This window comes from Hyphomonas sp., from assembly GCF_017792385.1.
Taxonomy (GTDB): Bacteria; Pseudomonadota; Alphaproteobacteria; order Caulobacterales; family Hyphomonadaceae; genus Hyphomonas.
The window spans coordinates 3,330,852-3,349,969 of record NZ_CP051230.1; the positions used below are offsets into that span (position 1 = coordinate 3,330,852).

Consider the following 19,118-nt stretch of genomic DNA (forward strand, 5'->3'; position numbering starts at 1 on the left):
ACACAAATGCCAGTTACTGCGGTGCGGCTTCGCGGCTTGCCCCGACCCGAAACCCCGGATAAGCGGAAGCGGGATCAATTTACGCAAGGACAATGCTATGACCGCTGACCTGTCGGCCCATGCCGCACGCGTGGCCAAGGCTTCGCTGAAGGAGCTCGCGGATGCGCGGGCCGGGAACGCGCCACTCCGGGCAGCCGGATGGTCGATCGACCTGTCGCGGCACTATCTGGATGCCGAAGCCGATGCGGCGCTGCTGGCCTTTGGAGAGGCTACAGGTCTCAACGCTGCGGCGCAGAACCTGTTTGGTGGCGAGATCGTGAACCCGTCCGAGCAGCGCCCCGCCCTGCACTGGGCATTGCGCGCGCCGCAAGCCCTGTCCGGAGAAGCCGAAACGGTTCGTCAGAGCGTCCTTCCCGCGCTCGCCTTTGCACGCGACGTCGCCTCCGGCGCCGTCACAGGGTCGACAGGACAGGCATTCAACGCTGTGCTGCACATCGGGATTGGCGGATCCGACTTCGGCCCGCGCCTGATTGCCGATGCGTTTGAAGACAAGGCATCGGGCAAGATCGACCTGCGCTTCTGTGCCAATGTCGATCCCTTCGACTTGGACCGCGCGCTGGCAGGGCTCGACCCGGCCCGCACGCTGGTGATCGGAGTCTCGAAATCCTTCGGTACCGAGGAGACGCTGTACAATCTGGGGCGTGCCCGCAAATGGCTGGAGGCCTCGGTGGGTGACAGCTCCCAGCAGCATCTGGCGCTGGTGACCGCCAATCCGGATCGCGCGAAAGCCTGGCTGGACGGCCGCGAAGCCCATGTGTTCGATATGCCGCTCTCGGTGGGCGGCCGTTTCTCGCTCTGGTCCGCCGCGTCCCTGGCCTGCATGATCTATCTCGGGGCCGATGTCTTCGAGTCGATCCTGAAAGGTGCCGCCGACATGGATGCGCATGTGCGCACCGCAACGCTGGAAGACAATGCGGCGATGCGGCTGGCCCTGATGGATTACTGGAATGCGACGGTGCGCGGCGAAAGGATGCGCGTTCTGCTCGCCTATTCAAACCGGTTGAGACTGTTGCCGACCTATCTGCAGCAGCTGGAGATGGAATCCAACGGCAAGACGGTCGGCCCGAACGGCCAGCCCGTACCCGGTACGACGGCGCCGGCACTCTGGGGCGGCGAAGGCTCGGTGGGCCAGCATTCCTATCACCAATGGCTGCACCAGGGGTCTCAGGACGTCCCATGCGAGTTCATCCTGTCCCCGGACCGGGACCGGGATGCGTCAGGCGTGACCGCCCTGACCGCACATGCGCTCGCCCAGGCCGAAGTGCTCGCCAATGGCCGCAGCCTCGACGATGTCCGGAGCGAAGAACCGGACTTGCCGGACGACGTCGCCCGGCAGAAGGTCCATGCAGGCGGACGGGCCTCCACTTTCCTGGCACATGCTAAGTTCGGCCCCGAGGCGTTCGGAGCGCTTGTGGCGCTGTATGAACACCGCACCTATTTCGCCGGTCATCTGTGGCAACTGAACCCGTTCGACCAGTGGGGCGTTGAGCGCGGCAAGACGATGGCGTCGCGGCTCAAACCGGCCGTCGAAGGCAGCGCCCGGGCGGACGATGCGGTCACCGCCGCCCTGATCGCGATGATATCCGGAGGCTGATCCATACTGGTCCTGCGCGAAACCTGTATCGGAGAAACCCGTGAGGTCCTGCTGGACGATACCGGGCGGCCTGTTGCGCTGCGCCTGTCGCGCTGGTCCGATCCGGCCTCGCGCCTGAAACTCGGTGACCGGGTCGAGGCCCGGATCCGCTCCCTGCAGCCCGAACAGGGCGGCGCCTTTGTCGAGACGGACCGCAAGGCACAAGCATTCCTGCGCCTCTCGCCCGGTCACGGGCTGACCGAAGGCGAGCGCTGCGGGTTGACCGTCGTGTCGGAGGCCCGGTCCGACAAGCTGGCGCGGGTGACGCTCGGAGAAGCGCCCGTGACGCCCCCTTTCGCCGATGGGTGGGCTTCTGCAGAAGTCGAAGAGGTTGCGCCGGGAGACGACCGGGTCGAAGCCGCCTTTGACGAAGCGGTTTCACCCAGCGTCGTCGTTCCGAATGGCGGCCGGCTGCGGATCGAGCGCACACAGGCGCTGATTGCGGCAGACATCGATTCCGCCGGACGCCGGGGCGTCGGCAGCGCGGCCAGCCGTGCCCTGCAGCTCAACCGGGATGCGAGCGCGGAACTGGTCCGCCAGATCGGGCTACGCAAGCTGGGCGGTCTGGTGGTGCTGGATTGCGTGGCCCCCCTGAATGCCGGGTCCCGCAAGACGCTTCAGGATTTCACGAAGACGCGCTTTGCCGAAGCCGGCTTCCCGACAGCGACCGTGCTGGCCCCGTCCCAGCTCGGCCTGATGGAGATTTCGTTGCCCTGGCGCGAAACCCCGCTGTCCGAGATCATCCTGGACCAGAGCGGGACCTGGTCAGGCGAATCGCTTTGCCTGGCCGGCATGCGCCACCTGGAACGGGCCGCAATTCGCCAGCCCATGGACCGCCTGGTGCTCGACCTGCCGACGCGCGCGCTGGCCTGGCTCGACGGGGCGGGCGCCCCGCTCAAGGGCCTGCTGGCGGAACGGTATGGCGGACGGCTGTCATATGCGGCCTCGACGCGCGACGCACCGATCGTATATCAGGCCTCATGAGCAAGCCCATGCCCTCCGGATCCCGCCAGCCCAAATGTGCCCAATGCCGCAAGAAACCGGTATCGGCCCAATACCGGCCCTTCTGTTCGAAACGCTGCGCAGATGTCGATCTGAACAAATGGCTGACGGACGGCTACAGCATTCCCGGCGCCCCGGTGGACCTGGCCGATGACGTGCCCGGCCAAGAGATGTCAGAAGATGACTGAAAACAGCATGGACAAGACGAAAAGCCTTCGTTAGATACCGCGCTTCCCCAGTGGCCCGCCCGGGTAGCTCAGGGGTAGAGCAGCGGATTGAAAATCCGCGTGTCGGTGGTTCGATTCCGCCCCCGGGCACCATTTTCCATTCAGATGCTGTCACGACTACGGCTTCAGCCTGTCTGACGGGAATGCCATGCAACGGGACGCCTCAGGCCACGAGGTCCTGATGGCGGGCTGCGAGGTCCCGCAGGGCCATCGGGGAGCCAAGCAGCTGGCGGTTTACGCCGATCCGCTTGAACCAGTAGTGCAGCCCGACAAGGTCGGTGAACCCCATGCCGCCATGCACTTCTGTCGATGTGCGCGCCACGAAGGTGCCCACCTCCGACAGGTGCGCCTTGGCCAGGCAGGCCATGACAATCGCTTCATCATCATCGGTGTCGATTGCGTGCGCTGCGTGCCATATCAAAGCGCGGGCCGGTTCCAGCCTTGCGGCCATTTCGGCGCAGAGATGCTTGACGGCCTGGAATGAGCCGATCACCCGGCCGAACTGCTTGCGTTCGCTCGCATAAGCCACAGCCTGGTCAAGCATGCATTGCGCCGCCCCCAACGTGTCGGCCGCAAGCAACACGCAGGCGACAGCAAAGGTCATGTCGGTCCGGTCGGGAATCGACGCCAGGGACTCATGGTCGACCTCCAGCTTCGAAAAGATCCGGGTCCGGTCGATTGTCTGCAATGGTTCCGCGTCCGGCGCGGCGACAACTTGCAGGCCTTGATCGGACCAAAGCAGACTGTGCGTCGCCTCCGCTGCATCCATGACCATCATGGCGCGACCGGTCAGATTGCCATCCGCCAGCCGTATGCCGGCGCCGTCGCGCCGTGACAGGCGCTCATTGAGGGCCAGGCTTAAACGCGCCTGCCCAGAAGCGATCGCTGCGCCGAGGCCGCCGGCCGCATCTCGCAGGGCAAAGGCGGCCACGCTGTTGGACAGGAACCGGGCCGGCACCACGCCATATCCGAAACACTCCTGAACCAGGACGGCATCCAGCACACCAAGGCCTGCGCCCCCCTCCGTCTCCGGAACCAGAATTCCGTCCAGCGCCAGTGCGCCAATCTCTTCAGCCAGACCGGCTGTTGCGGCGGCATCGTCCTGCGCGACCTGACGGATCAGATCGAGCGGTATGCGGTCCGCCACCAGACGCCTGACGGTTTCCTGCAGCAGGACCTGATCTTCGGACAGTCCAAATTCCATGGGTCTAGCTCCTTGCCGGCTTTGGCTCGCGCGGCATGCCAAGCCCGCGTTCGGAAATGATGTTCTTCTGGATCTGCGCCGTACCCCCGCCGATGATCAGGCCGAGGTCGTACATGTAGCGCCATTGCCAGCTGCCGCCGGCGCGCAGGTGCTCGCCCGACTCGTAGAGGATGCCCAACTCGCCGAGCGCATCGATCGCCAGACCGGCAATCTGGTGGTTCAACTCACACCCCTGAAGCTTGACGACGAGCCCGGCCAGTCCCGCCGTTTCCCCTTTCAGCCTGTTGGTCGTGATACGCAGGCCGTTGGCCTGCATTGCGTAGACGTCTGCCTGAAGCGCCATGAGCCGGTCCCTCAGGACGGGATTGTCGATCAGACGCTGACCATTGACCGTTTCCGACTTCATCAGTTCGACGAGTTCCACGAAACGGGCCTTTGTCGCGTTCGGATCGCCCAGCATGCCGCGCTCATGCGTCAGCGTTGCGTTGGCCACCTGCCAGCCCTTGTTGACCTCGAACACGACACCACTCTTCGGCACACGGACGTCTGTGAAGAAGACCTCGTTGAAATTGGCCGCGCCCGTCATGTCGACCAGGGGCCGCACTTCAATTCCCGGTGTGTCCATCGGAAACAGGATGTAAGTAATGCCGTGATGCTTCTTTGCATCCGGGTCCGTGCGAACGAGGCAGAATATCATGTCGGCCTGCCGGGCGGTCGATGTCCAGATTTTCTGGCCATTGATGACAAAATGATCGCCGTCTTCGACTGCGCGGGTCTGGAGTGCTGCAAGGTCCGATCCAGCGCCGGGTTCGGAATATCCCTGGCACCAGATGAGGTCCCCCTTCAGCGTCGGCTCGATATAGGCGGCCTTCTGTTCCGGCGTGCCAAGCTCCAGCAGGGTTGGCACCAGCATCGAGATGCCTTGACCGGCGAGCGGCCGCGGCAGGCCCGAGCGGGCGAACTCCTCGGCAATGATGCGGGACTTCAGAATGTCCGGCTCGGCGCCGTATCCGCCATATTCCTTCGGGATCGTCCGCGCGGTGAGGCCCTCGCTGATCAGAAAGGCCTGCCAGGCAAGGCGTTTCGGATGCTTCAGCCCCTTGTCGTCCGGTCCGGGCGCGAGATGGGCATTGGCGTTCAGGATCTCCGCGACCTGGTCGCGGAAAGCGGCGTATTCGGGGCTGAGTGTCAGGTCCATGACCGAACTGTCGACCGGCTTCCCCAAGGGAGTGCAACAGCAAATTCGAACCGGGCCTTGCACACCGTAGCGTAAAGCTGGCTAGCTGCGATCAGTCAAAGGAGGACACCCATGCCCGTCGAATACAAGAAACAAGGCAATGCCGCGATCATCACCATGAACCGTCCTGAGGCGCGCAATGCGATCAATGGCGAAATGGCCAGCACGATGGAAGCCGCCATCGACCAGATGGAATCCGATCCGGAAGTCTGGGTCGGAATCCTGACGGCAGTTGGCAAGGCTTTCTGCGCGGGCGCTGACCTGAAAGAGATTTCAGCCGGCAATGGGGCAGCCCTGTCGACCAAGAAGGGTGGCTTTGCCGGGATTGCCCGCCGTGAGCGGACCAAGCCGCTGATCGCAGCGATTACAGGGTCTGCGCTGGCCGGCGGGACCGAAATCGCGCTGTCCTGCGACATGATCATCTGCGCGGACAATACAAATTTCGGTCTTCCTGAGGTGAAGCGTTCGCTGGTTGCGGGCGCGGGCGGCCTGTTCCGCCTACCGCGCGCCATTGGCCGCGCCGTCGCGCTGGAAGCCATCCTGACGGGCGACCCGTTGCCGTCCCAGCGCGCCTTTGAGCTCGGCATGGTCAACAAGGTTGTCCCGGAAGCGGATGTCATGTCGGAAGCGCAGGCCCTGGCAGCGCGGATCACGGCGAACGCCCCGCTGGCGGTTGCCGCCAGCCGGGCCGTCGCCATGGACGCCACCAGCAAGAGCGATGACGAGCTCTGGAAGGATAGCGGCAAAGCCTTTGCCAGCATTGTCGGCACCGAGGACTTCAAGGAAGGCCCGAAAGCCTTCATCGAAAAACGCGCCCCGGTCTGGAAGGGTCGCTGATCAGACAGGCTTTGTTTTGAGCCACCGGACGGCGCCAAGCCCGGCTGCACGTCCGGTGGCCAGACAGGCTGTCAGCAGGTATCCGCCAGTCGGCGCGTCCCAATCCAGCATCTCGCCGGCGCAGAACTGGCCGGGACGGTCTTTCAGCATGAAGTGATCGTCGAGCGCCTCGAAGGATATTCCGCCATCGGTCGAGATGGCTTCGTCGATTGGAAACAGGCCGGCGACCGGTACGGGCAAATTCTTGACCAGACGGGCCATTTGATCCGGGGAGTCAGCCGCCTCAAGCCCCCCGAACTCGAACAGCAACGCCCGCTTCACGCCGGACAGGTTCAGCGTCTTTCGAAGATGATTGGACAGGGATTGCTTGCCACGGGGTTTTGACAGGCGCCGGACGATTTCGTCTTCAGAAAGGTCGGGGAGCAGATCCAGGTACAGCACCGCCTGCCCGGCAGCCTCGAGCGCGTCACGGACACTCAGGGACAGGGAAAAGACCGCGCCGCTTTCCACGCCGCGTTCCGTGACGACGAATTCTTCGCGGCTGGCCTGTTCCCCGAATCTGACCGCAACGTTTTTTACCGGCATGCCGGCGAATTCGGCTTTCATCCGGTCAGACCAGCTGACGCGCAGGCCGCAATTCGACGGACGAAATGGCGACACAGAAATGCCAGCCGCCTGAAAGGCGGCCCGCCATGCACCATCGGATCCGAGCCGGCTCCAGCTGCCCCCGCCCAGGGCGAAAACCTGCGTGCGGGAGGAGACGTGTCGCGGGCCGTCGGGCGTGTCGAAGGTCAGAGCGCCATCCTGATTCCAGCCTGTCCAGCGATGGCGCGTGTGCAGGCGCGCGCCGGCGTCCGTCAGGCGTGAGAGCCACGCCCTGAGCAAGGGCGATGCCTTCATCTCACGCGGAAACACGCGGCCCGTGGGCCCGGTAACCGGCTGGATGTCGAGCTGCTCCATCCAGGCCATGATCTCGTCCGGTCCGAATGCTTCAACCGCCTGCGACAGGCTGGCGGGCGCGTCCGGATAAATCGCTGCGAGTTCAGCGGGCGTCGCGACATGGGTGATGTTCAATCCACTCTTGCCGGCCATCAGGAATTTCCGGGCCGGGCTGGGCATGGCCTCGAACACGGCAACGCTTAGCCCTGCATCTGCGATCATTTCCGCCGCCATGAGCCCGGCGGGCCCCGCGCCGATCACAGCCGCGTCGAGCGAGGCGTCAATCGTCACGGTCGACCCGGGCCTTGCCGCGCCCCAGGGCCAACGCCTTGATCGCGCCCCGGAACGTCTGCACCTCCTGGCGTGTCCAGTCGGCCCGGATCAGCGCAGCGCGCAGATTGTCCTTCATCAGCGGCGTCTTTTCGGGGGGAAAGAAATATCCGGCGCGCTCCAACTCGTCCTCGAAATGCTCGAACATGCGGTAAAGCTCGTCGCGCGGGGCCGGCTCGCCCAGCTTTGCCTTGTCCTGCGAGATGACCCGGCCCGAATCCTCACGGCGCCTGCCCCATTCCGCGCAGAACACGCAAACGGCCTGGGCGAGGTTCAGGCTCTTGAAGTCGGGGTCCACCGGATAGGTCATCAGGAAGTCCGACACGGCGACCGCATCATTTGGCAGACCGGACTTCTCGGCGCCGAACATGATGGCGGACCGGCCGGCACCGAGACGCTCGAACGCGATGTCAGCGGCCTCGGCTGCATCGCCCACGCGCTTTTCGATGCCCCGCAAGCGCGCCGTGGCGGCGGCCAGCCATGTGATGCCGTCGAGCGCTTCAGGCAGACTGTCGAAAACCCGCACCGTGACACCGGCCTCGAACGCTCCGGCCGACATCGTGTCCGCCGCCGGGTTCGGCCAGCCGTCGCGCGGCGTGACGAGGCGCAAATCGGTCAGGCCAAAATTGCGCATGACGCGCGCGGCGGCACCGATATTCTCGCCGAGCTGCGGCGAATGGAGGATAATTGCGGGTGACATTCAGTCGATCACCTTTCGAAGAAAGGGCTGGAACAATTTCTCATATGCATTTCTTTCGAAGACACATTGTTTGACCGAAGTAAGTTCAAGCGGCTTATCCTGTAACTCTTCGGTCAAGCGTTCAAACCTGAATTCACTCCATTGGATCGTACCGTCATTGACGGTGAGATATGCCGTTACGGTCCCGCAATCAAAATCGCCACAAGAGCATATGTACAAGGGAATCCGGTCGTCCGGAAAAGGCGTCTCCCCATATCCCAGGAACCAGGATGCGTGGATCGCTGCCGACGATTTTCCATCGAATTCATACTGGTTCGATAGGAAGACGGTGCAGAGGTCGCGGACTTGCGGGTGATCAAACTGGTCGTGCAGACTGGTCCCATTCACAATGAAATCCAGAAATGCGACCTGATTTCTTTCCCAGTTGGGTTTTAACTCGATTTGTTCCAACACAGCTGCTTCTCAACCTTTGTCATCATGCCGTTTTGACGCCTGCTCCGGCTCTGCTATAGGCCTGCGAGAAATACGCAACCGCAGGGATTCTAAACATGGCGAAAATCAAGGTCAAAAACCCGATCGTCGAGATGGACGGGGATGAGATGACCCGGATCATCTGGCAGATGATCAAGGACAAGCTGATCCACCCCTATCTCGATGTCGACCTGAAATATTACGACCTGTCGATCCAGAAGCGCGATGAAACGGATGACCAGATCACCGTCGATGCTGCCAACGCCACCAAGCAGTATGGCGTCGCCGTCAAATGCGCGACCATCACGCCGGACGAAGCCCGCGTCGAGGAATTCGGCCTGAAGAAGATGTGGCGTTCGCCGAACGGCACGATCCGCAACATTCTGGGCGGCGTCGTGTTCCGCGAGCCGATCGTGATCTCGAACGTGCCGCGCCTCGTGCCGGGCTGGACCCAGCCGGTGGTTGTTGGCCGTCACGCCTTTGGCGACCAGTACAAGGCGACCGACTTCCTGGTGCCGGGCAAGGGCAAGCTGACCATGAAATGGGAAGCTTCCGACGGCTCTGACTCCAAGGAATTCGAAGTCTTCGATTTCCCGTCCTCCGGCATTGCCATGGGCATGTACAATCTGGATGAGTCGATCCGCGACTTCGCCCGCGCCAGCATGAATTACGGCCTGCAGCGCAAATGGCCGGTCTACCTGTCGACCAAGAACACGATCCTGAAAGCCTATGATGGCCGCTTCAAGGACATCTTCCAGGAAGTGTTCGACAATGAATTCGCCGACAAGTTCGCCGAATTCGGCGGCACTTATGAGCACCGCCTCATCGACGACATGGTCGCGGCGGCCATGAAATGGTCCGGTGGCTATGTCTGGGCCTGTAAGAACTATGATGGTGACGTCCAGTCCGACACGGTCGCCCAAGGTTATGGCTCACTGGGTCTGATGACCTCCGTTCTGATGACGCCGGATGGCAACACGGTGGAAGCCGAAGCCGCACACGGCACGGTGACGCGTCACTACCGCAACCACCAGAAGGGCGAAGCGACGTCGACCAACTCCATCGCCTCCATGTTCGCCTGGACGCGCGGCCTCGACCATCGTGGCCGTATGGACGACACACCGGATGTGCGCGCCTTCGCCCAGAAACTGGAAGAGACCATCATCAAGACGGTCGAAAACGGCCAGATGACGAAGGACCTCGCCCTGCTCGTCGGACCGGACCAGGAATGGCTGACCACCGAAGGCTTCATCGAAGCCGTGGACAAGAACTTCCAGGAAGCCATGTCCAAATCCTGAGCCAGTCAGGCCTGAATTCAGAAAGCCCCGCAGGAAACTGCGGGGCTTTTTTCATGGTCAGAACAGGTGTTTCGCGACGAACCAGGATCCCCAGACGATCCCGAGCAGCGGAATCAGCGCCACCAGCCAGATCGGCCGCGCCTTCACATTGCCGAACCCCTCTTTCGGATCGTCCATCACGCCTCTCCGAGCAGCTGGCGGACATGGTCTTCAAGATCCAGTTGGCGCAGGCGCTTCAGGCGTTCGGTCAGCAGGATGCGACGCAGGCGCTGATAGGCGATTTCCAGATCGTCATTGACGATCACATAGTCATAGCGGCGCCAATGCATGATCTCGCGCTTGGCATCTTCCATGCGGCGCGCAACGATTTCCGGCGTCGATCCCGGACGGGCGGCCAGTCGCTGCTCCAGCGCGTTGATGCTTGGCGGCAGGATGAAGACCGACACGACATCATTAGGCATCTGGTCATGCAGGGCATCCGCGCCCTGCCAGTCGACGTCGAACAGGACGTCCTCGCCGGATTCGAGCTTCGCCACCGTATCGGCCTTGGGAGTACCGTAATACTTGTCAAACACGTGGGCCCATTCGAGAAACTCGCGCCGTTCGATCATCTCGTGAAACGCGTCCACCGTCCGGAAGTGGTAATCCTTGCCATCGATCTCTCCCGGCCGCGGCGGACGGGTGGTGGCCGATACGGACAGGTTCACATCGTCGTATTCCTCGATCAGCTTCCTGGCGAGCGTCGTCTTGCCGGCTCCCGACGGGCTGGACAGAACAAGCATGAGCCCGCGGCGATGACCGCTATCCTTCGGATGTCCGCTATTCGACATTGGCTGCCTGCTCCTTGAACTGGTCTATGGTTCCTTTGAGGCTGAGTCCGGCATTCGTCAAATCGAGGCTGACAGATTTGGAGCAGAGCGTGTTGGCTTCCCGGTTCAGTTCCTGGGCCAGAAAGTCCAGCTTCCGGCCAACCGGAGACCCAGTCGCCAGCAAGTCCCGCGCTGAAGCGAAATGAGCCTGCAACCGGTCCAGTTCTTCGCGCACATCGGCTTTCGCCGCTGTCAGGGCGAGTTCCGCCGCCAGACGGTCCGGATCAACTTTCTGGTCGGCGCCGAGCTCGTCGAGCTGTTTCGACAAGCGCGCCTGAAGCAGGCCGGGCTGGCCGGCCGCCAGCGAGATTGCCGATTCAGTCACAGCAGACATCTCGTCCACCAATTCACCAAGCATCGCCAACAGCGACTGGCCTTCGGCCCGGCGGGCGGTATCAAGTTGCTCGAGCGCCGCTTCGGCACCTTGTGCAAGCACCGTCATGACGGCTTCATCCGCCGCGACATCGCGCAGGCTGGACGAGCCGGTTTCCACAACGCCCTTGATCGACATGAGCGCGGCGATGGCTTCGCCTGACAATGGCCCGCCAAGAGCCTGCTCCGCTGCCGAGGTGAGAGATTTCAGGAGGGCCTCGTCAATGACCGCGCCGCCCGCCCGCTCACTGAGTTCGATCCGCAGCGACACCTGAAGCGAGCCGCGATTGAAGCGGCGCGAGGCGGCGGTCTTGACGGCGCGCTCCAGAGCATCAAAGCCGGGCGGCGTGTTCACACGCACATCCAGCCCGCGTCCGTTCACGCTCTTGGCCTCCCAGGCCCAGGCGCCCCATTCGGCCTCTCCCGTGACACGGGCAAAACCGGTCATGCCGGATAGCTGACTCATTCCCCCGACCGCTCCCTCTGGATTTCCTCGCGCTCATACTTTCGATAGGCGGCGACATTTCGATTGTGCTCTGCCAGAGTCCTGGCAAACAGGTGCCCCCCCTTGCCGTCGGCCACGAAGAAGATGTGTCCGGTTTCATCCGGATTCAGCACCGCTGCAATGGCATCGCGGCCCGGATTGCAGATGGGCGTCTTCGGAAGCCCGTCAATCTGGTACGTGTTCCAGTCGGTCTTGCGATCGATTTCAGACCGATAGAGGGTCCGCCGCTCGCCGCGCCGATTGTAAAGCGGTTCGCCTTTTGAAATGCCGTAAATAATGGTCGGGTCGCTCTCCAGGCGCATTCCCCGTTTCAGGCGCGTCGTGAAAAGGCCGGCGATCTGGGGCCGCTCGCTGGCAATGCCGGTCTCCTTTTCCACAACGGAGGCCAGAATGATGGCCTCTTCCGGCGTGGAAATCGGCAGGTCCTCGGCGCGCTGCGGCCAGAGTTCATCCAGAACCTTGTCCTGCGCGTCCTGCATGCGGGTAATCAGGTCGGCCCGGCTCGTGCCCCTCTGGAACAGATAAGTATCCGGCAACAGAGTCCCTTCGGCTACCTCTTCCGTGGGCAACGCACCTTCCAGCACCGGATCTTCCTCGATGATCTTCAAGAGCTGTGCGGTCGTGCGGCCTTCCGGCAATGTGATCTTGTAGAGGACCGACTTGCCTTCGATCATGATGTCAATGATGTCGACGATGCTGGCCCGGGGCTCGAGAATGTACTCCCCCGTCTTGATGGCGAGTTCGCTTCCATCCAGACGGGCTTTCAAGCGGACGAGGCGGTCATCGGTGACAAGCCCGTCCTGTTCGAGCCGCGCCGCCACGCTGGTCAGGGTTTCCCCCGGCTGGACGGCGAAGACGACCTGGCCAGTCGACGGGCCGGGCTTGGAAATCTCGTTCTGGAACCAGAGCCAGCCACCGCCAAGCGCGATGCCCCCGAGGAACAGGAGCAATACCAGCAATGAGAGCAGGCCTTTGATGAATTTCATGCACGCCTCGCGAATCCTGACTGTGCCAGCCTATATGCCAACCCCAGCCCGGAGAAACAGGCTTACTGAATTTCCTTGAGCACCAGCGACGCGTTCGTGCCACCGAAGCCGAAACTGTTTGTCATGGCCGCCCGCACGCGCCCCTTCTTCGCCTTGTGTGGGACAAGGTCGAGAACGGTCTCGAAGCTCGGATTGTCGAGGTTCAGCGTCGGCGGCATCACCTGGTCGCGAATGGCCAGCGCACAGAAGGCGGTCTCGATCGCGCCAGCGGCGCCCAGAAGGTGCCCGACGGCCGACTTGGTCGACGACATGGACATGTTCTTCGCGTGATCGCCAAAGGCGCGCTCAACCGCGCCGGCTTCGCCCTCGTCCCCTTTTGGAGTCGACGTGCCGTGTGCGTTCACATAGTCGATCTCGGTCGGGTCGATGGCCGAATTCTTGAGCGCCATCTTCATGGCACGATAGCCACCCTCGGCGCCTTCGGCCGGGGCCGTGATGTGATAGGCGTCGCCCGTCAGGCCATAGCCGGCGACTTCCGCATAGATTTTTGCGCCACGCGCCTTGGCATGCTCGTACTCTTCGAGCACCACAACAGCCGCCCCTTCTCCCATGACGAAACCATCGCGGTCCTTGTCATAGGGACGGGACGCCTTTTCCGGCGTGTCGTTGAAATTGGTCGACATGGCCTTCGCGGCGCAGAAGCCCGCAATGCCGATGCGGCCGATGACGGCCTCGGCGCCGCCAGCCACCATGACATCCGCATCCCCGTATTTGATGAGACGCGCGGAGTCGCCGATGGCGTGGGCGCCAGTTGCACAGGCCGTGACTACGGAATGGTTCGGGCCCTTGAATTTGTGGCGGATCGACACCTGGCCGGACGCCAGATTGATCAGCGCAGAGGGGATGAAGAACGGGCTCACCTTGCGCGGCCCGTTCTCGTGAAGTGTGATCGCCGTGCTGTAGATCGATTCCAGGCCACCAATGCCGGAGCCGATCAGGACGCCTGTGCGCTCCTGGCCCTCATCATCTTCGGGCTTCCAGGCTGCATCCTCGACGGCCTCGTCGGCCGCAGCGATCGCATAGAGAATGAATTCATCGATCCGGCGCAGCTCCTTCGGAGACAGATACTTGCCCGGGTCGAATGCGTCGGGATCTCCCTCGCCGCCGCCGCGGCCTGTTACCCACGGAACCTGAAACGCGATCTTGCAGGGCATGTCCTCGGGATCGAACGTATCGATACGTCCTGCCCCTGACTTGCCTGCAATGAGGCGCTCCCAGGTTGCCTCACGGCCCGAAGCCAAGGGTGAGACAATCCCGATTCCGGTAATAACAACGCGGCGATCTGACATGGAAATCCTGAAATCTTAGATGTGTGCCTTGATGTGCGTTACCGCATCACCAACCGTGCGGATTGATTCCTGCACGTCATCCGGGATCTCGATGTTGAACTCTTCCTCGAAGGCCATGACCAGTTCGACCAGGTCCAGCGAGTCAGCGCCCAGATCATCAATGAAGCTTGCGCTCTCGACGACCTTGTCACCATCCACGTCGAGATTATCGACAACAATTTTTTTAACGCGTTCTAGAACGTCAGACATGAGTACCTCTCTGAAAATGCCTGAGGACTGGCCCAGATTCGAACCATTGTGTTGCGCCTAGCATACACTTGGGACGAGCGCCAAGTCCTATGAGTGGGGCTTGCTGTAGTGAAATCAGATCATCGCCATGCCGCCATTCACGTGGATTGTCTGTCCAGTGACGTAGGCGGCCTGATCTGAAGCGAGATAAACGGCCGCGGCGGCAATGTCCGCGCCCTGGCCGAGCCGGCCGGCCGGAATTTGGCCGAGAAGCGCCTCTTTCTGCTTGTCCGGCAACACGTCCGTCATCGGGGATTCAATGAATCCGGGGGCGATCGTGTTGGCCGTGATACCGCGGCTGGCGACTTCCTGCGCCAGGGATTTGGTGAATCCGATCATGCCGGCCTTGGAGGCGCAATAGTTGGATTGTCCGGGATTTCCGGTCACGCCAACAATCGACGTGATGCCGATGATCCGCCCGTGACGACGCTTCATCATGCCCCGGACACAGCTTTTCGTGAGACGGAAATAGCTGCCCAGATTGACCGACAGAACATCGTTCCAGTCGTCATCCTTCATCTGCATCAACAGCTTGTCGCGTGTGATGCCGGCATTTGCCACGAGAATGTCGAGCGGACCCATCGCCTCTTCCGTGCGACCCACAAGTCCGTCGACCGACTCTGCGTCGGACAGATTGCACGGCACGATGGCGGATTCGCCTTTCAGGGTGCCTGCGACCTCTTCTAGAACGTTTTCGCGCGTCCCGGAGAGCGCCACCTTGGCCCCGGCTTCGGACAGGGCCTGCGCGATGGCTCGGCCGATTCCACCGGATGCTCCGGTGACGAGGGCCGTACGGCCGGTCAGGTCAAACATTGTGGCTTATCCCTTCATTGCTTCTGCAAAGGCTGCCAGATCCTCTGGCGTGCCCAGCGTGAATCCGTTCAGCGACTTCTCTATGCGGCGTTGCATAACCGTCAGCACTTTTCCATTGCCTGCTTCGCCCGTGGCTTCAACTCCCTGAGCCACCATGAATTGCACACTCTCGGTCCAGCGCACCCGGCCCGTCACCTGCGCGACAAGGTTTTTCCGGATGGTTTCAGGGTCTGTGACAGCGCTGGCCGACACGTTGGCGACCAGTTCGGTCGACGGCGCGGAGATCGTCACATCCGCAAGCGCTTCTGCCATGGCGTCCGCGGCCGGCTGCATCAGCGAACAGTGGAACGGCGCAGACACGTTGAGCAGCATGGCCTTCTTGACGCCATTGTCCTTGGCGTGGGCGCAGGCGGCCTCCACGGCATCCTTGCGGCCGGAGATCACCAATTGCCCCGGCGCATTGTCATTGGCGATGTCGCAGGCGCCGCCCGTCTCGCGACCGGCTGCACAGGCTGCTTCAGCCTGATCGATATCTGCTCCGAGAAGGGCCGCCATGGCCCCTTCGCCCGGCTGCACGGCCGCCTGCATGGCATTGCCGCGGATGCGCAGCAATCTCGCCGTATCGGACAGACCGATCGCCCCGGCGGCTGCCAGCGCGGAATATTCGCCGAGCGAGTGTCCGGCCACATAGGCGGCATCCTTTGCGGACAGGCCGAATTCTGCCTCCAGAGCACGGGCAGCGGCAACGCTGTGCGCCATCAGGGCCGGCTGTGTGTTGGCCGTCAGCGTCAGATCCTCGATGTCACCCGACCACATCAGGCCAGACAGGTCCTGGCCAAGAGCCTCATCGACCTCCGCGAAGACGTCGCGGGCCGACGGGAATGCGTCGGCGAGCGACTTTCCCATTCCGATTTCCTGGCTCCCTTGCCCAGGAAAGATCAGCGCAAATTTTGTCATGTTTCTTATCTCCGAATTGCGCCCGTGGTTAAAGGCGACCGCGAATGTAAGCAAGCGCTTGAAAAACAGGCCCAAATGCGCTTTACACCCGCCTTCACTCGCAGCCATGCGGCCCTTGGTAATCTGGAATGAGCCAGGTGAAGAGGGGCCATCGCTGGACAGTTTCCCGCTGCCCGGCGCCGCATGACTCTACTATGGGACTGAAAACATGGCTTTTTATGAGCATGTCGTGATCACACGACCTGACATTTCGCCTGCTCAAGTCGAGACATTTGTCGAAGAACTGAGCGGCTTCCTCAAAGAAAAGGGCGCGAAAGTCGGCAAGACCGAATACTGGGGTCTGCGCAATCTCGCCTATCCGATCAAGAAACAGCGCAAGGGGCACTATTCCCTGCTGAACATCGACGGCCCGGCCGATGCAGTGCACGAGCTTGAGCGCCGCCTGCGCATTTCCGACGATGTCATGCGTTACATGACGATCCGCGTTGAAGAGCTGAGCGACGAACCGTCGCCCGTGCTCTCCCGCAAAGACCGTCGCCGCGACTAGGGAAGGACACTCGAAATGGCTCAGAAACTGAACATCACGAACATCCCTGCCCGTCGTCCGTTCGGACGTCGCCGCAAGGTCGACCCGTTCACCGGTCAGAACGCACAGGTGATCGACTACAAGGACGTGAAACTGCTGCAGCGCTACATCTCTGAAAAAGGGAAAATCGTGCCAAGCCGCATCACGGCCGTGAACCTCAAGAACCAGCGCAAGCTTGCCCAGGCGATCAAACGCGCCCGCATGCTGGCCCTGCTTCCGTTCGAAGTGAAGTAAGGAGACCCGAACATGCAAGTCATCCTGCTTGAACGCATCGAACGCCTCGGCAAGATCGGGGACGAAGTGAAGGTGAGGAACGGGTTCGCCCGGAACTTCCTGATCCCGCAAGGCAAGGCCCTGCTGGCAAATGACCGCAACCGTGCCCGGTTCGAAGCCGAGCGCGACGCGATCGAAGCCCGCAATGCCGAAGCCCGCGCGAAGGCCGAAGCCGAAGCCTCGAAACTCGAAGGCGCTGTCTTCACCCTGATCCGCCAGGCTGGCGACACCGGCCAGCTTTACGGATCGGTGACCGCTCGCGACGTGGCAGACGCCGCTGAAGCAGCCGGTCACTCCGTGCCGCGGTCCGGCGTGCGTCTGGACAAGCCGATCAAGGCGATCGGCATGTACGACGTCTCGATCCGCCTGCACGCGGAAGTCGCTGTCACCATTCAGGCCAACGTGGCCCGGTCGGCCGACGAAGCCGAACGCCAGGCCAAGGGCGAGGACATTGTCGCCTCGCTGCAGGCGGCAAACCAGGAACTGGCCCAGGAACAGGCCGGCGAACTCGCTGAAGCCGCTGCAGAGCGCGCCGAAGCCGGTGGTGAAGACGAAGAATAGTCTTCCGCCATCTCGACAAGAGGCCGCAGCTTTTCACAGCTGCGGCCTTTTTTGTGGACGGGCTGTGAATAGCGCAGCTGCCAGCGCAACAAGCCGGTGAATTCCCCCTTCAGGTGAGGTAAAAGAATCGGATGCCGCTCGATGACGCCCCTGCCGCCACTCTGACGCCGCCGCACAATCTGTCGGCCGAGGCCGCCGTGCTGGGCGCGATCCTGTTTGACAACAATGCGTATCAGCGCGTGGCGGACATCCTGCGCCCGTCAGACTTCTATGCGCCGGCGCATCAGGAATTGTTCGACGTCTCCGCCACCATGATCCAGCAAGGCCGGATCGCGGATGGTGTGACCCTGCGGGAGCATTTCGAGAAAGCGGAAAAACTGACCGAAATCGGTGGCGCCCGCTATCTCGAGCAATTGCTCGATTCCGCCGCTTTCGGCCCGGAAGTCGGCGATTATGCCCGGATGATCCGCGACCTCGCAATGCGCCGTTCGCTGGTGGGCATTGGCGGCGAACTCCAGGGCCGCGCGCTGAACCCGTCACCCGATGAAAGCGGTGAGCGGCAGATTGAACTGGCGGAACGTCAATTGTTCGACCTGGCCGAACGCGGCGCTTCGGGCCGCGGCTTTTCCAGCTTTTCCGAGGCGCTCACCGAGTCGCTGAAGAATGCCGAGGCGGCGTTCAAGCGGGAGGGCAAGATCGCCGGCATCCCGACCCGGCTGCGCGATCTCGACGAGAAACTGGGCGGATTGCACCGATCCGACCTCGTCATCCTCGCCGGTCGCCCATCCATGGGGAAAACCTCGCTCGCGACCAACATCGCCTACAATGCCGCGTCTGCCTATCGGGCGGAAATCCAGGATGACGGGTCCAAGAAGACCGTCGATGGGGCGATTGTGGGCTTCTTCTCGCTCGAAATGTCGAATGAGCAATTGGCCACGCGGATCATCGCGGAGCGGACCGGCATCACGACCCACAGGATCCGTCAGGGCGACCTCGACAAGAGTGATTTCGAACGCTTGCGGGAGGCCACCGAGGAATTGCAGAACCTGCCGCTCTATATCGATGATACTGGCGGCATCTCGATCAGCCAGCTGGCCGCGCGGGCCCGTCGCCTGCAGCGGTCAGTCGGACTCGACATGATCGTGATCGACTATCTGCAGCTGATCACGGTCAGCAGTGGAAATGCGAACGCCAACCGGGTGCAGGAAATCACCCAGATCACGACATCGCTCAAGGCGCTGGCCAAGGATCTGAACGTCCCGATCATCGCCCTGTCCCAGCTTTCGCGCGCGGTGGAACAGCGCGACGACAAACGGCCGCAGCTGTCGGACCTGCGGGAATCAGGCTCAATCGAACAGGATGCCGATGTGGTGCTGTTCGTCTACCGGGAGGAGTACTATCTCTCGCGGACCGAACCGGGCGCTGATCCCAATGATCCTTCGTCCAACGAGAAATGGAGCCAGTGGCGCCAGCGCATGGACCAGGTCTATGGCAAGGCCGAAGTCATTGTCGGCAAACAGCGGCACGGCCCGATTGGCCGTGTGGAACTGGCCTTTGACTCCAATGTCACCCGCTTTGGCGACCTCGACCATTCAGGCCGCGACAACGAGTTCGAATAGTT

The 19,118-nt window shown here is 62.2% G+C and carries 21 protein-coding genes and 1 tRNA gene; 10 read left to right on the top strand and 12 right to left on the bottom strand.

Annotated features, from left to right (window positions below):
* The first annotated feature begins 97 nt into the window (after positions 1-97).
* The 4 genes from pgi to HF955_RS16125 all read left to right on the top strand — a co-directional run bounded on the left by pgi (position 98) and on the right by HF955_RS16125 (position 3,015).
* Positions 98-1,654 (top strand): glucose-6-phosphate isomerase, encoded by a 1,557-nt coding sequence (gene pgi / locus HF955_RS16110; RefSeq protein WP_291076589.1) that lies wholly within the window; start codon positions 98-100, stop codon positions 1,652-1,654.
* A 267-nt stretch (positions 1,655-1,921) separates the two neighbouring features.
* Positions 1,922-2,677 carry a ribonuclease E/G gene (locus tag HF955_RS16115; protein ID WP_291079313.1) on the top strand — a complete coding sequence of 252 codons (756 nt, stop codon included), beginning with the start codon at positions 1,922-1,924 and terminating at the stop codon, positions 2,675-2,677.
* A complete protein-coding gene (locus HF955_RS16120) occupies positions 2,674-2,883 on the top strand; it encodes a DNA gyrase inhibitor YacG (RefSeq protein ID WP_291076591.1) in 210 nt (69 codons plus the stop codon). Before HF955_RS16115 ends, HF955_RS16120 begins: the two co-directional genes overlap by 4 nt.
* A 57-nt stretch (positions 2,884-2,940) precedes the next feature.
* Positions 2,941-3,015 (top strand) — tRNA-Phe (locus tag HF955_RS16125).
* Positions 3,016-3,085: 70 nt separating this feature from the next.
* Here HF955_RS16125 and HF955_RS16130 read toward each other — a convergent pair.
* A complete protein-coding gene (locus HF955_RS16130; protein WP_291076593.1) occupies positions 3,086-4,126 on the bottom strand; it encodes an acyl-CoA dehydrogenase family protein in 1,041 nt (346 codons plus the stop codon).
* Between the two features lie 4 nt (positions 4,127-4,130).
* Complete coding sequence (locus HF955_RS16135) at positions 4,131-5,324, bottom strand: acyl-CoA dehydrogenase family protein (RefSeq protein ID WP_291076595.1); 1,194 nt, start codon at positions 5,322-5,324, stop codon at positions 4,131-4,133.
* 111 nt (positions 5,325-5,435) lie between these two features.
* Between HF955_RS16135 and HF955_RS16140 the strand changes: the two genes are divergently transcribed.
* Positions 5,436-6,200, top strand: a complete 765-nt coding sequence (locus tag HF955_RS16140) for a crotonase/enoyl-CoA hydratase family protein (RefSeq protein WP_291076596.1) — start codon at positions 5,436-5,438, stop codon at positions 6,198-6,200.
* On the opposite strand, the gene HF955_RS16145 is transcribed toward HF955_RS16140, so the two are convergent.
* Genes HF955_RS16145 through HF955_RS16155 form a run of 3 tightly spaced genes read right to left on the bottom strand, consistent with a single transcriptional unit; the run spans position 6,201 to position 8,619 of the window.
* Positions 6,201-7,430, bottom strand: coding sequence for a TIGR03862 family flavoprotein (locus HF955_RS16145; RefSeq protein ID WP_291076598.1), 1,230 nt, complete (start codon positions 7,428-7,430; stop codon positions 6,201-6,203). It abuts the gene before it with no gap.
* A complete protein-coding gene (locus HF955_RS16150; protein WP_291076599.1) occupies positions 7,420-8,169 on the bottom strand; it encodes an RNA methyltransferase in 750 nt (249 codons plus the stop codon). The genes HF955_RS16145 and HF955_RS16150 overlap by 11 nt, the downstream gene beginning before the upstream one ends.
* A complete protein-coding gene (locus tag HF955_RS16155; protein ID WP_291076600.1) occupies positions 8,170-8,619 on the bottom strand; it encodes a hypothetical protein in 450 nt (149 codons plus the stop codon).
* Between the two features lie 98 nt (positions 8,620-8,717).
* On the opposite strand from HF955_RS16155, the gene HF955_RS16160 reads away from it, so the two are divergent.
* The gene (locus tag HF955_RS16160) at positions 8,718-9,938 is read left to right on the top strand and encodes an NADP-dependent isocitrate dehydrogenase (protein ID WP_027839734.1); all 1,221 of its coding nucleotides are present in this window, start codon (positions 8,718-8,720) and stop codon (positions 9,936-9,938) included.
* A gap of 176 nt (positions 9,939-10,114) precedes the next feature.
* Here HF955_RS16160 and gmk read toward each other — a convergent pair whose 3' ends face one another.
* The 7 genes from gmk to fabD all read right to left on the bottom strand — a co-directional run bounded on the left by gmk (position 10,115) and on the right by fabD (position 16,077).
* Complete coding sequence (gene gmk, locus HF955_RS16165; RefSeq protein ID WP_291076603.1) at positions 10,115-10,768, bottom strand: guanylate kinase; 654 nt, start codon at positions 10,766-10,768, stop codon at positions 10,115-10,117.
* A complete protein-coding gene (locus HF955_RS16170) occupies positions 10,758-11,645 on the bottom strand; it encodes a YicC/YloC family endoribonuclease (protein ID WP_291076605.1) in 888 nt (295 codons plus the stop codon). Before HF955_RS16170 ends, gmk begins: the two co-directional genes overlap by 11 nt.
* The gene (gene mltG, locus HF955_RS16175; RefSeq protein ID WP_291076607.1) at positions 11,642-12,670 is read right to left on the bottom strand and encodes an endolytic transglycosylase MltG; all 1,029 of its coding nucleotides are present in this window, start codon (positions 12,668-12,670) and stop codon (positions 11,642-11,644) included. The genes HF955_RS16170 and mltG overlap by 4 nt, the downstream gene beginning before the upstream one ends.
* A gap of 62 nt (positions 12,671-12,732) precedes the next feature.
* A complete protein-coding gene (fabF, locus tag HF955_RS16180) occupies positions 12,733-14,019 on the bottom strand; it encodes a beta-ketoacyl-ACP synthase II (RefSeq protein WP_036263222.1) in 1,287 nt (428 codons plus the stop codon).
* Positions 14,020-14,034: 15 nt separating this feature from the next.
* Positions 14,035-14,268: an acyl carrier protein gene (locus HF955_RS16185; protein ID WP_027839729.1), complete on the bottom strand. Its 234-nt coding sequence runs from the start codon at positions 14,266-14,268 to the stop codon at positions 14,035-14,037.
* A 114-nt stretch (positions 14,269-14,382) separates the two neighbouring features.
* Entirely contained in the window at positions 14,383-15,120 is a 738-nt protein-coding gene (gene fabG, locus HF955_RS16190) for a 3-oxoacyl-[acyl-carrier-protein] reductase (protein ID WP_291076611.1), read from the bottom strand.
* A gap of 6 nt (positions 15,121-15,126) precedes the next feature.
* Complete coding sequence (fabD, locus tag HF955_RS16195) at positions 15,127-16,077, bottom strand: ACP S-malonyltransferase (RefSeq protein ID WP_291076613.1); 951 nt, start codon at positions 16,075-16,077, stop codon at positions 15,127-15,129.
* Positions 16,078-16,285: 208 nt separating this feature from the next.
* Between fabD and rpsF the strand changes: the two genes are divergently transcribed.
* The 4 genes from rpsF to HF955_RS16215 all read left to right on the top strand — a co-directional run bounded on the left by rpsF (position 16,286) and on the right by HF955_RS16215 (position 19,116).
* Complete coding sequence (gene rpsF / locus HF955_RS16200) at positions 16,286-16,624, top strand: 30S ribosomal protein S6 (protein WP_291076615.1); 339 nt, start codon at positions 16,286-16,288, stop codon at positions 16,622-16,624.
* Positions 16,625-16,639: 15 nt separating this feature from the next.
* Positions 16,640-16,897, top strand: a complete 258-nt coding sequence (gene rpsR, locus HF955_RS16205) for a 30S ribosomal protein S18 (protein WP_027839724.1) — start codon at positions 16,640-16,642, stop codon at positions 16,895-16,897.
* Positions 16,898-16,909: 12 nt separating this feature from the next.
* Positions 16,910-17,497 carry a 50S ribosomal protein L9 gene (gene rplI, locus HF955_RS16210; protein WP_291076618.1) on the top strand — a complete coding sequence of 196 codons (588 nt, stop codon included), beginning with the start codon at positions 16,910-16,912 and terminating at the stop codon, positions 17,495-17,497.
* A gap of 131 nt (positions 17,498-17,628) precedes the next feature.
* Positions 17,629-19,116, top strand: coding sequence for a replicative DNA helicase (locus HF955_RS16215; protein WP_291076620.1), 1,488 nt, complete (start codon positions 17,629-17,631; stop codon positions 19,114-19,116).
* Positions 19,117-19,118 lie beyond the last annotated feature (2 nt).

Bases quoted from the DNA above. Each gene is read 5' to 3' on its own strand.
- pgi (WP_291076589.1), top strand. From the start codon at position 98: ATGACCGCTGACCTGTCGGCCCATGCCGCACGCGTGGCCAAGGCTTCG.
- HF955_RS16120 (WP_291076591.1), top strand. From the start codon at position 2,674: ATGAGCAAGCCCATGCCCTCCGGATCCCGCCAGCCCAAATGTGCCCAA.
- HF955_RS16130 (WP_291076593.1), bottom strand. From the start codon at position 4,126: ATGGAATTTGGACTGTCCGAAGATCAGGTCCTGCTGCAGGAAACCGTC.
- HF955_RS16135 (WP_291076595.1), bottom strand. From the start codon at position 5,324: ATGGACCTGACACTCAGCCCCGAATACGCCGCTTTCCGCGACCAGGTC.
- HF955_RS16140 (WP_291076596.1), top strand. From the start codon at position 5,436: ATGCCCGTCGAATACAAGAAACAAGGCAATGCCGCGATCATCACCATG.
- HF955_RS16150 (WP_291076599.1), bottom strand. From the start codon at position 8,169: ATGTCACCCGCAATTATCCTCCATTCGCCGCAGCTCGGCGAGAATATC.
- HF955_RS16160 (WP_027839734.1), top strand. From the start codon at position 8,718: ATGGCGAAAATCAAGGTCAAAAACCCGATCGTCGAGATGGACGGGGAT.
- gmk (WP_291076603.1), bottom strand. From the start codon at position 10,768: ATGTCGAATAGCGGACATCCGAAGGATAGCGGTCATCGCCGCGGGCTC.
- HF955_RS16170 (WP_291076605.1), bottom strand. From the start codon at position 11,645: ATGAGTCAGCTATCCGGCATGACCGGTTTTGCCCGTGTCACGGGAGAG.
- mltG (WP_291076607.1), bottom strand. From the start codon at position 12,670: ATGAAATTCATCAAAGGCCTGCTCTCATTGCTGGTATTGCTCCTGTTC.
- fabF (WP_036263222.1), bottom strand. From the start codon at position 14,019: ATGTCAGATCGCCGCGTTGTTATTACCGGAATCGGGATTGTCTCACCC.
- HF955_RS16185 (WP_027839729.1), bottom strand. From the start codon at position 14,268: ATGTCTGACGTTCTAGAACGCGTTAAAAAAATTGTTGTCGATAATCTC.
- fabG (WP_291076611.1), bottom strand. From the start codon at position 15,120: ATGTTTGACCTGACCGGCCGTACGGCCCTCGTCACCGGAGCATCCGGT.
- fabD (WP_291076613.1), bottom strand. From the start codon at position 16,077: ATGACAAAATTTGCGCTGATCTTTCCTGGGCAAGGGAGCCAGGAAATC.
- rpsF (WP_291076615.1), top strand. From the start codon at position 16,286: ATGGCTTTTTATGAGCATGTCGTGATCACACGACCTGACATTTCGCCT.
- rpsR (WP_027839724.1), top strand. From the start codon at position 16,640: ATGGCTCAGAAACTGAACATCACGAACATCCCTGCCCGTCGTCCGTTC.
- rplI (WP_291076618.1), top strand. From the start codon at position 16,910: ATGCAAGTCATCCTGCTTGAACGCATCGAACGCCTCGGCAAGATCGGG.
- HF955_RS16215 (WP_291076620.1), top strand. From the start codon at position 17,629: ATGCCGCTCGATGACGCCCCTGCCGCCACTCTGACGCCGCCGCACAAT.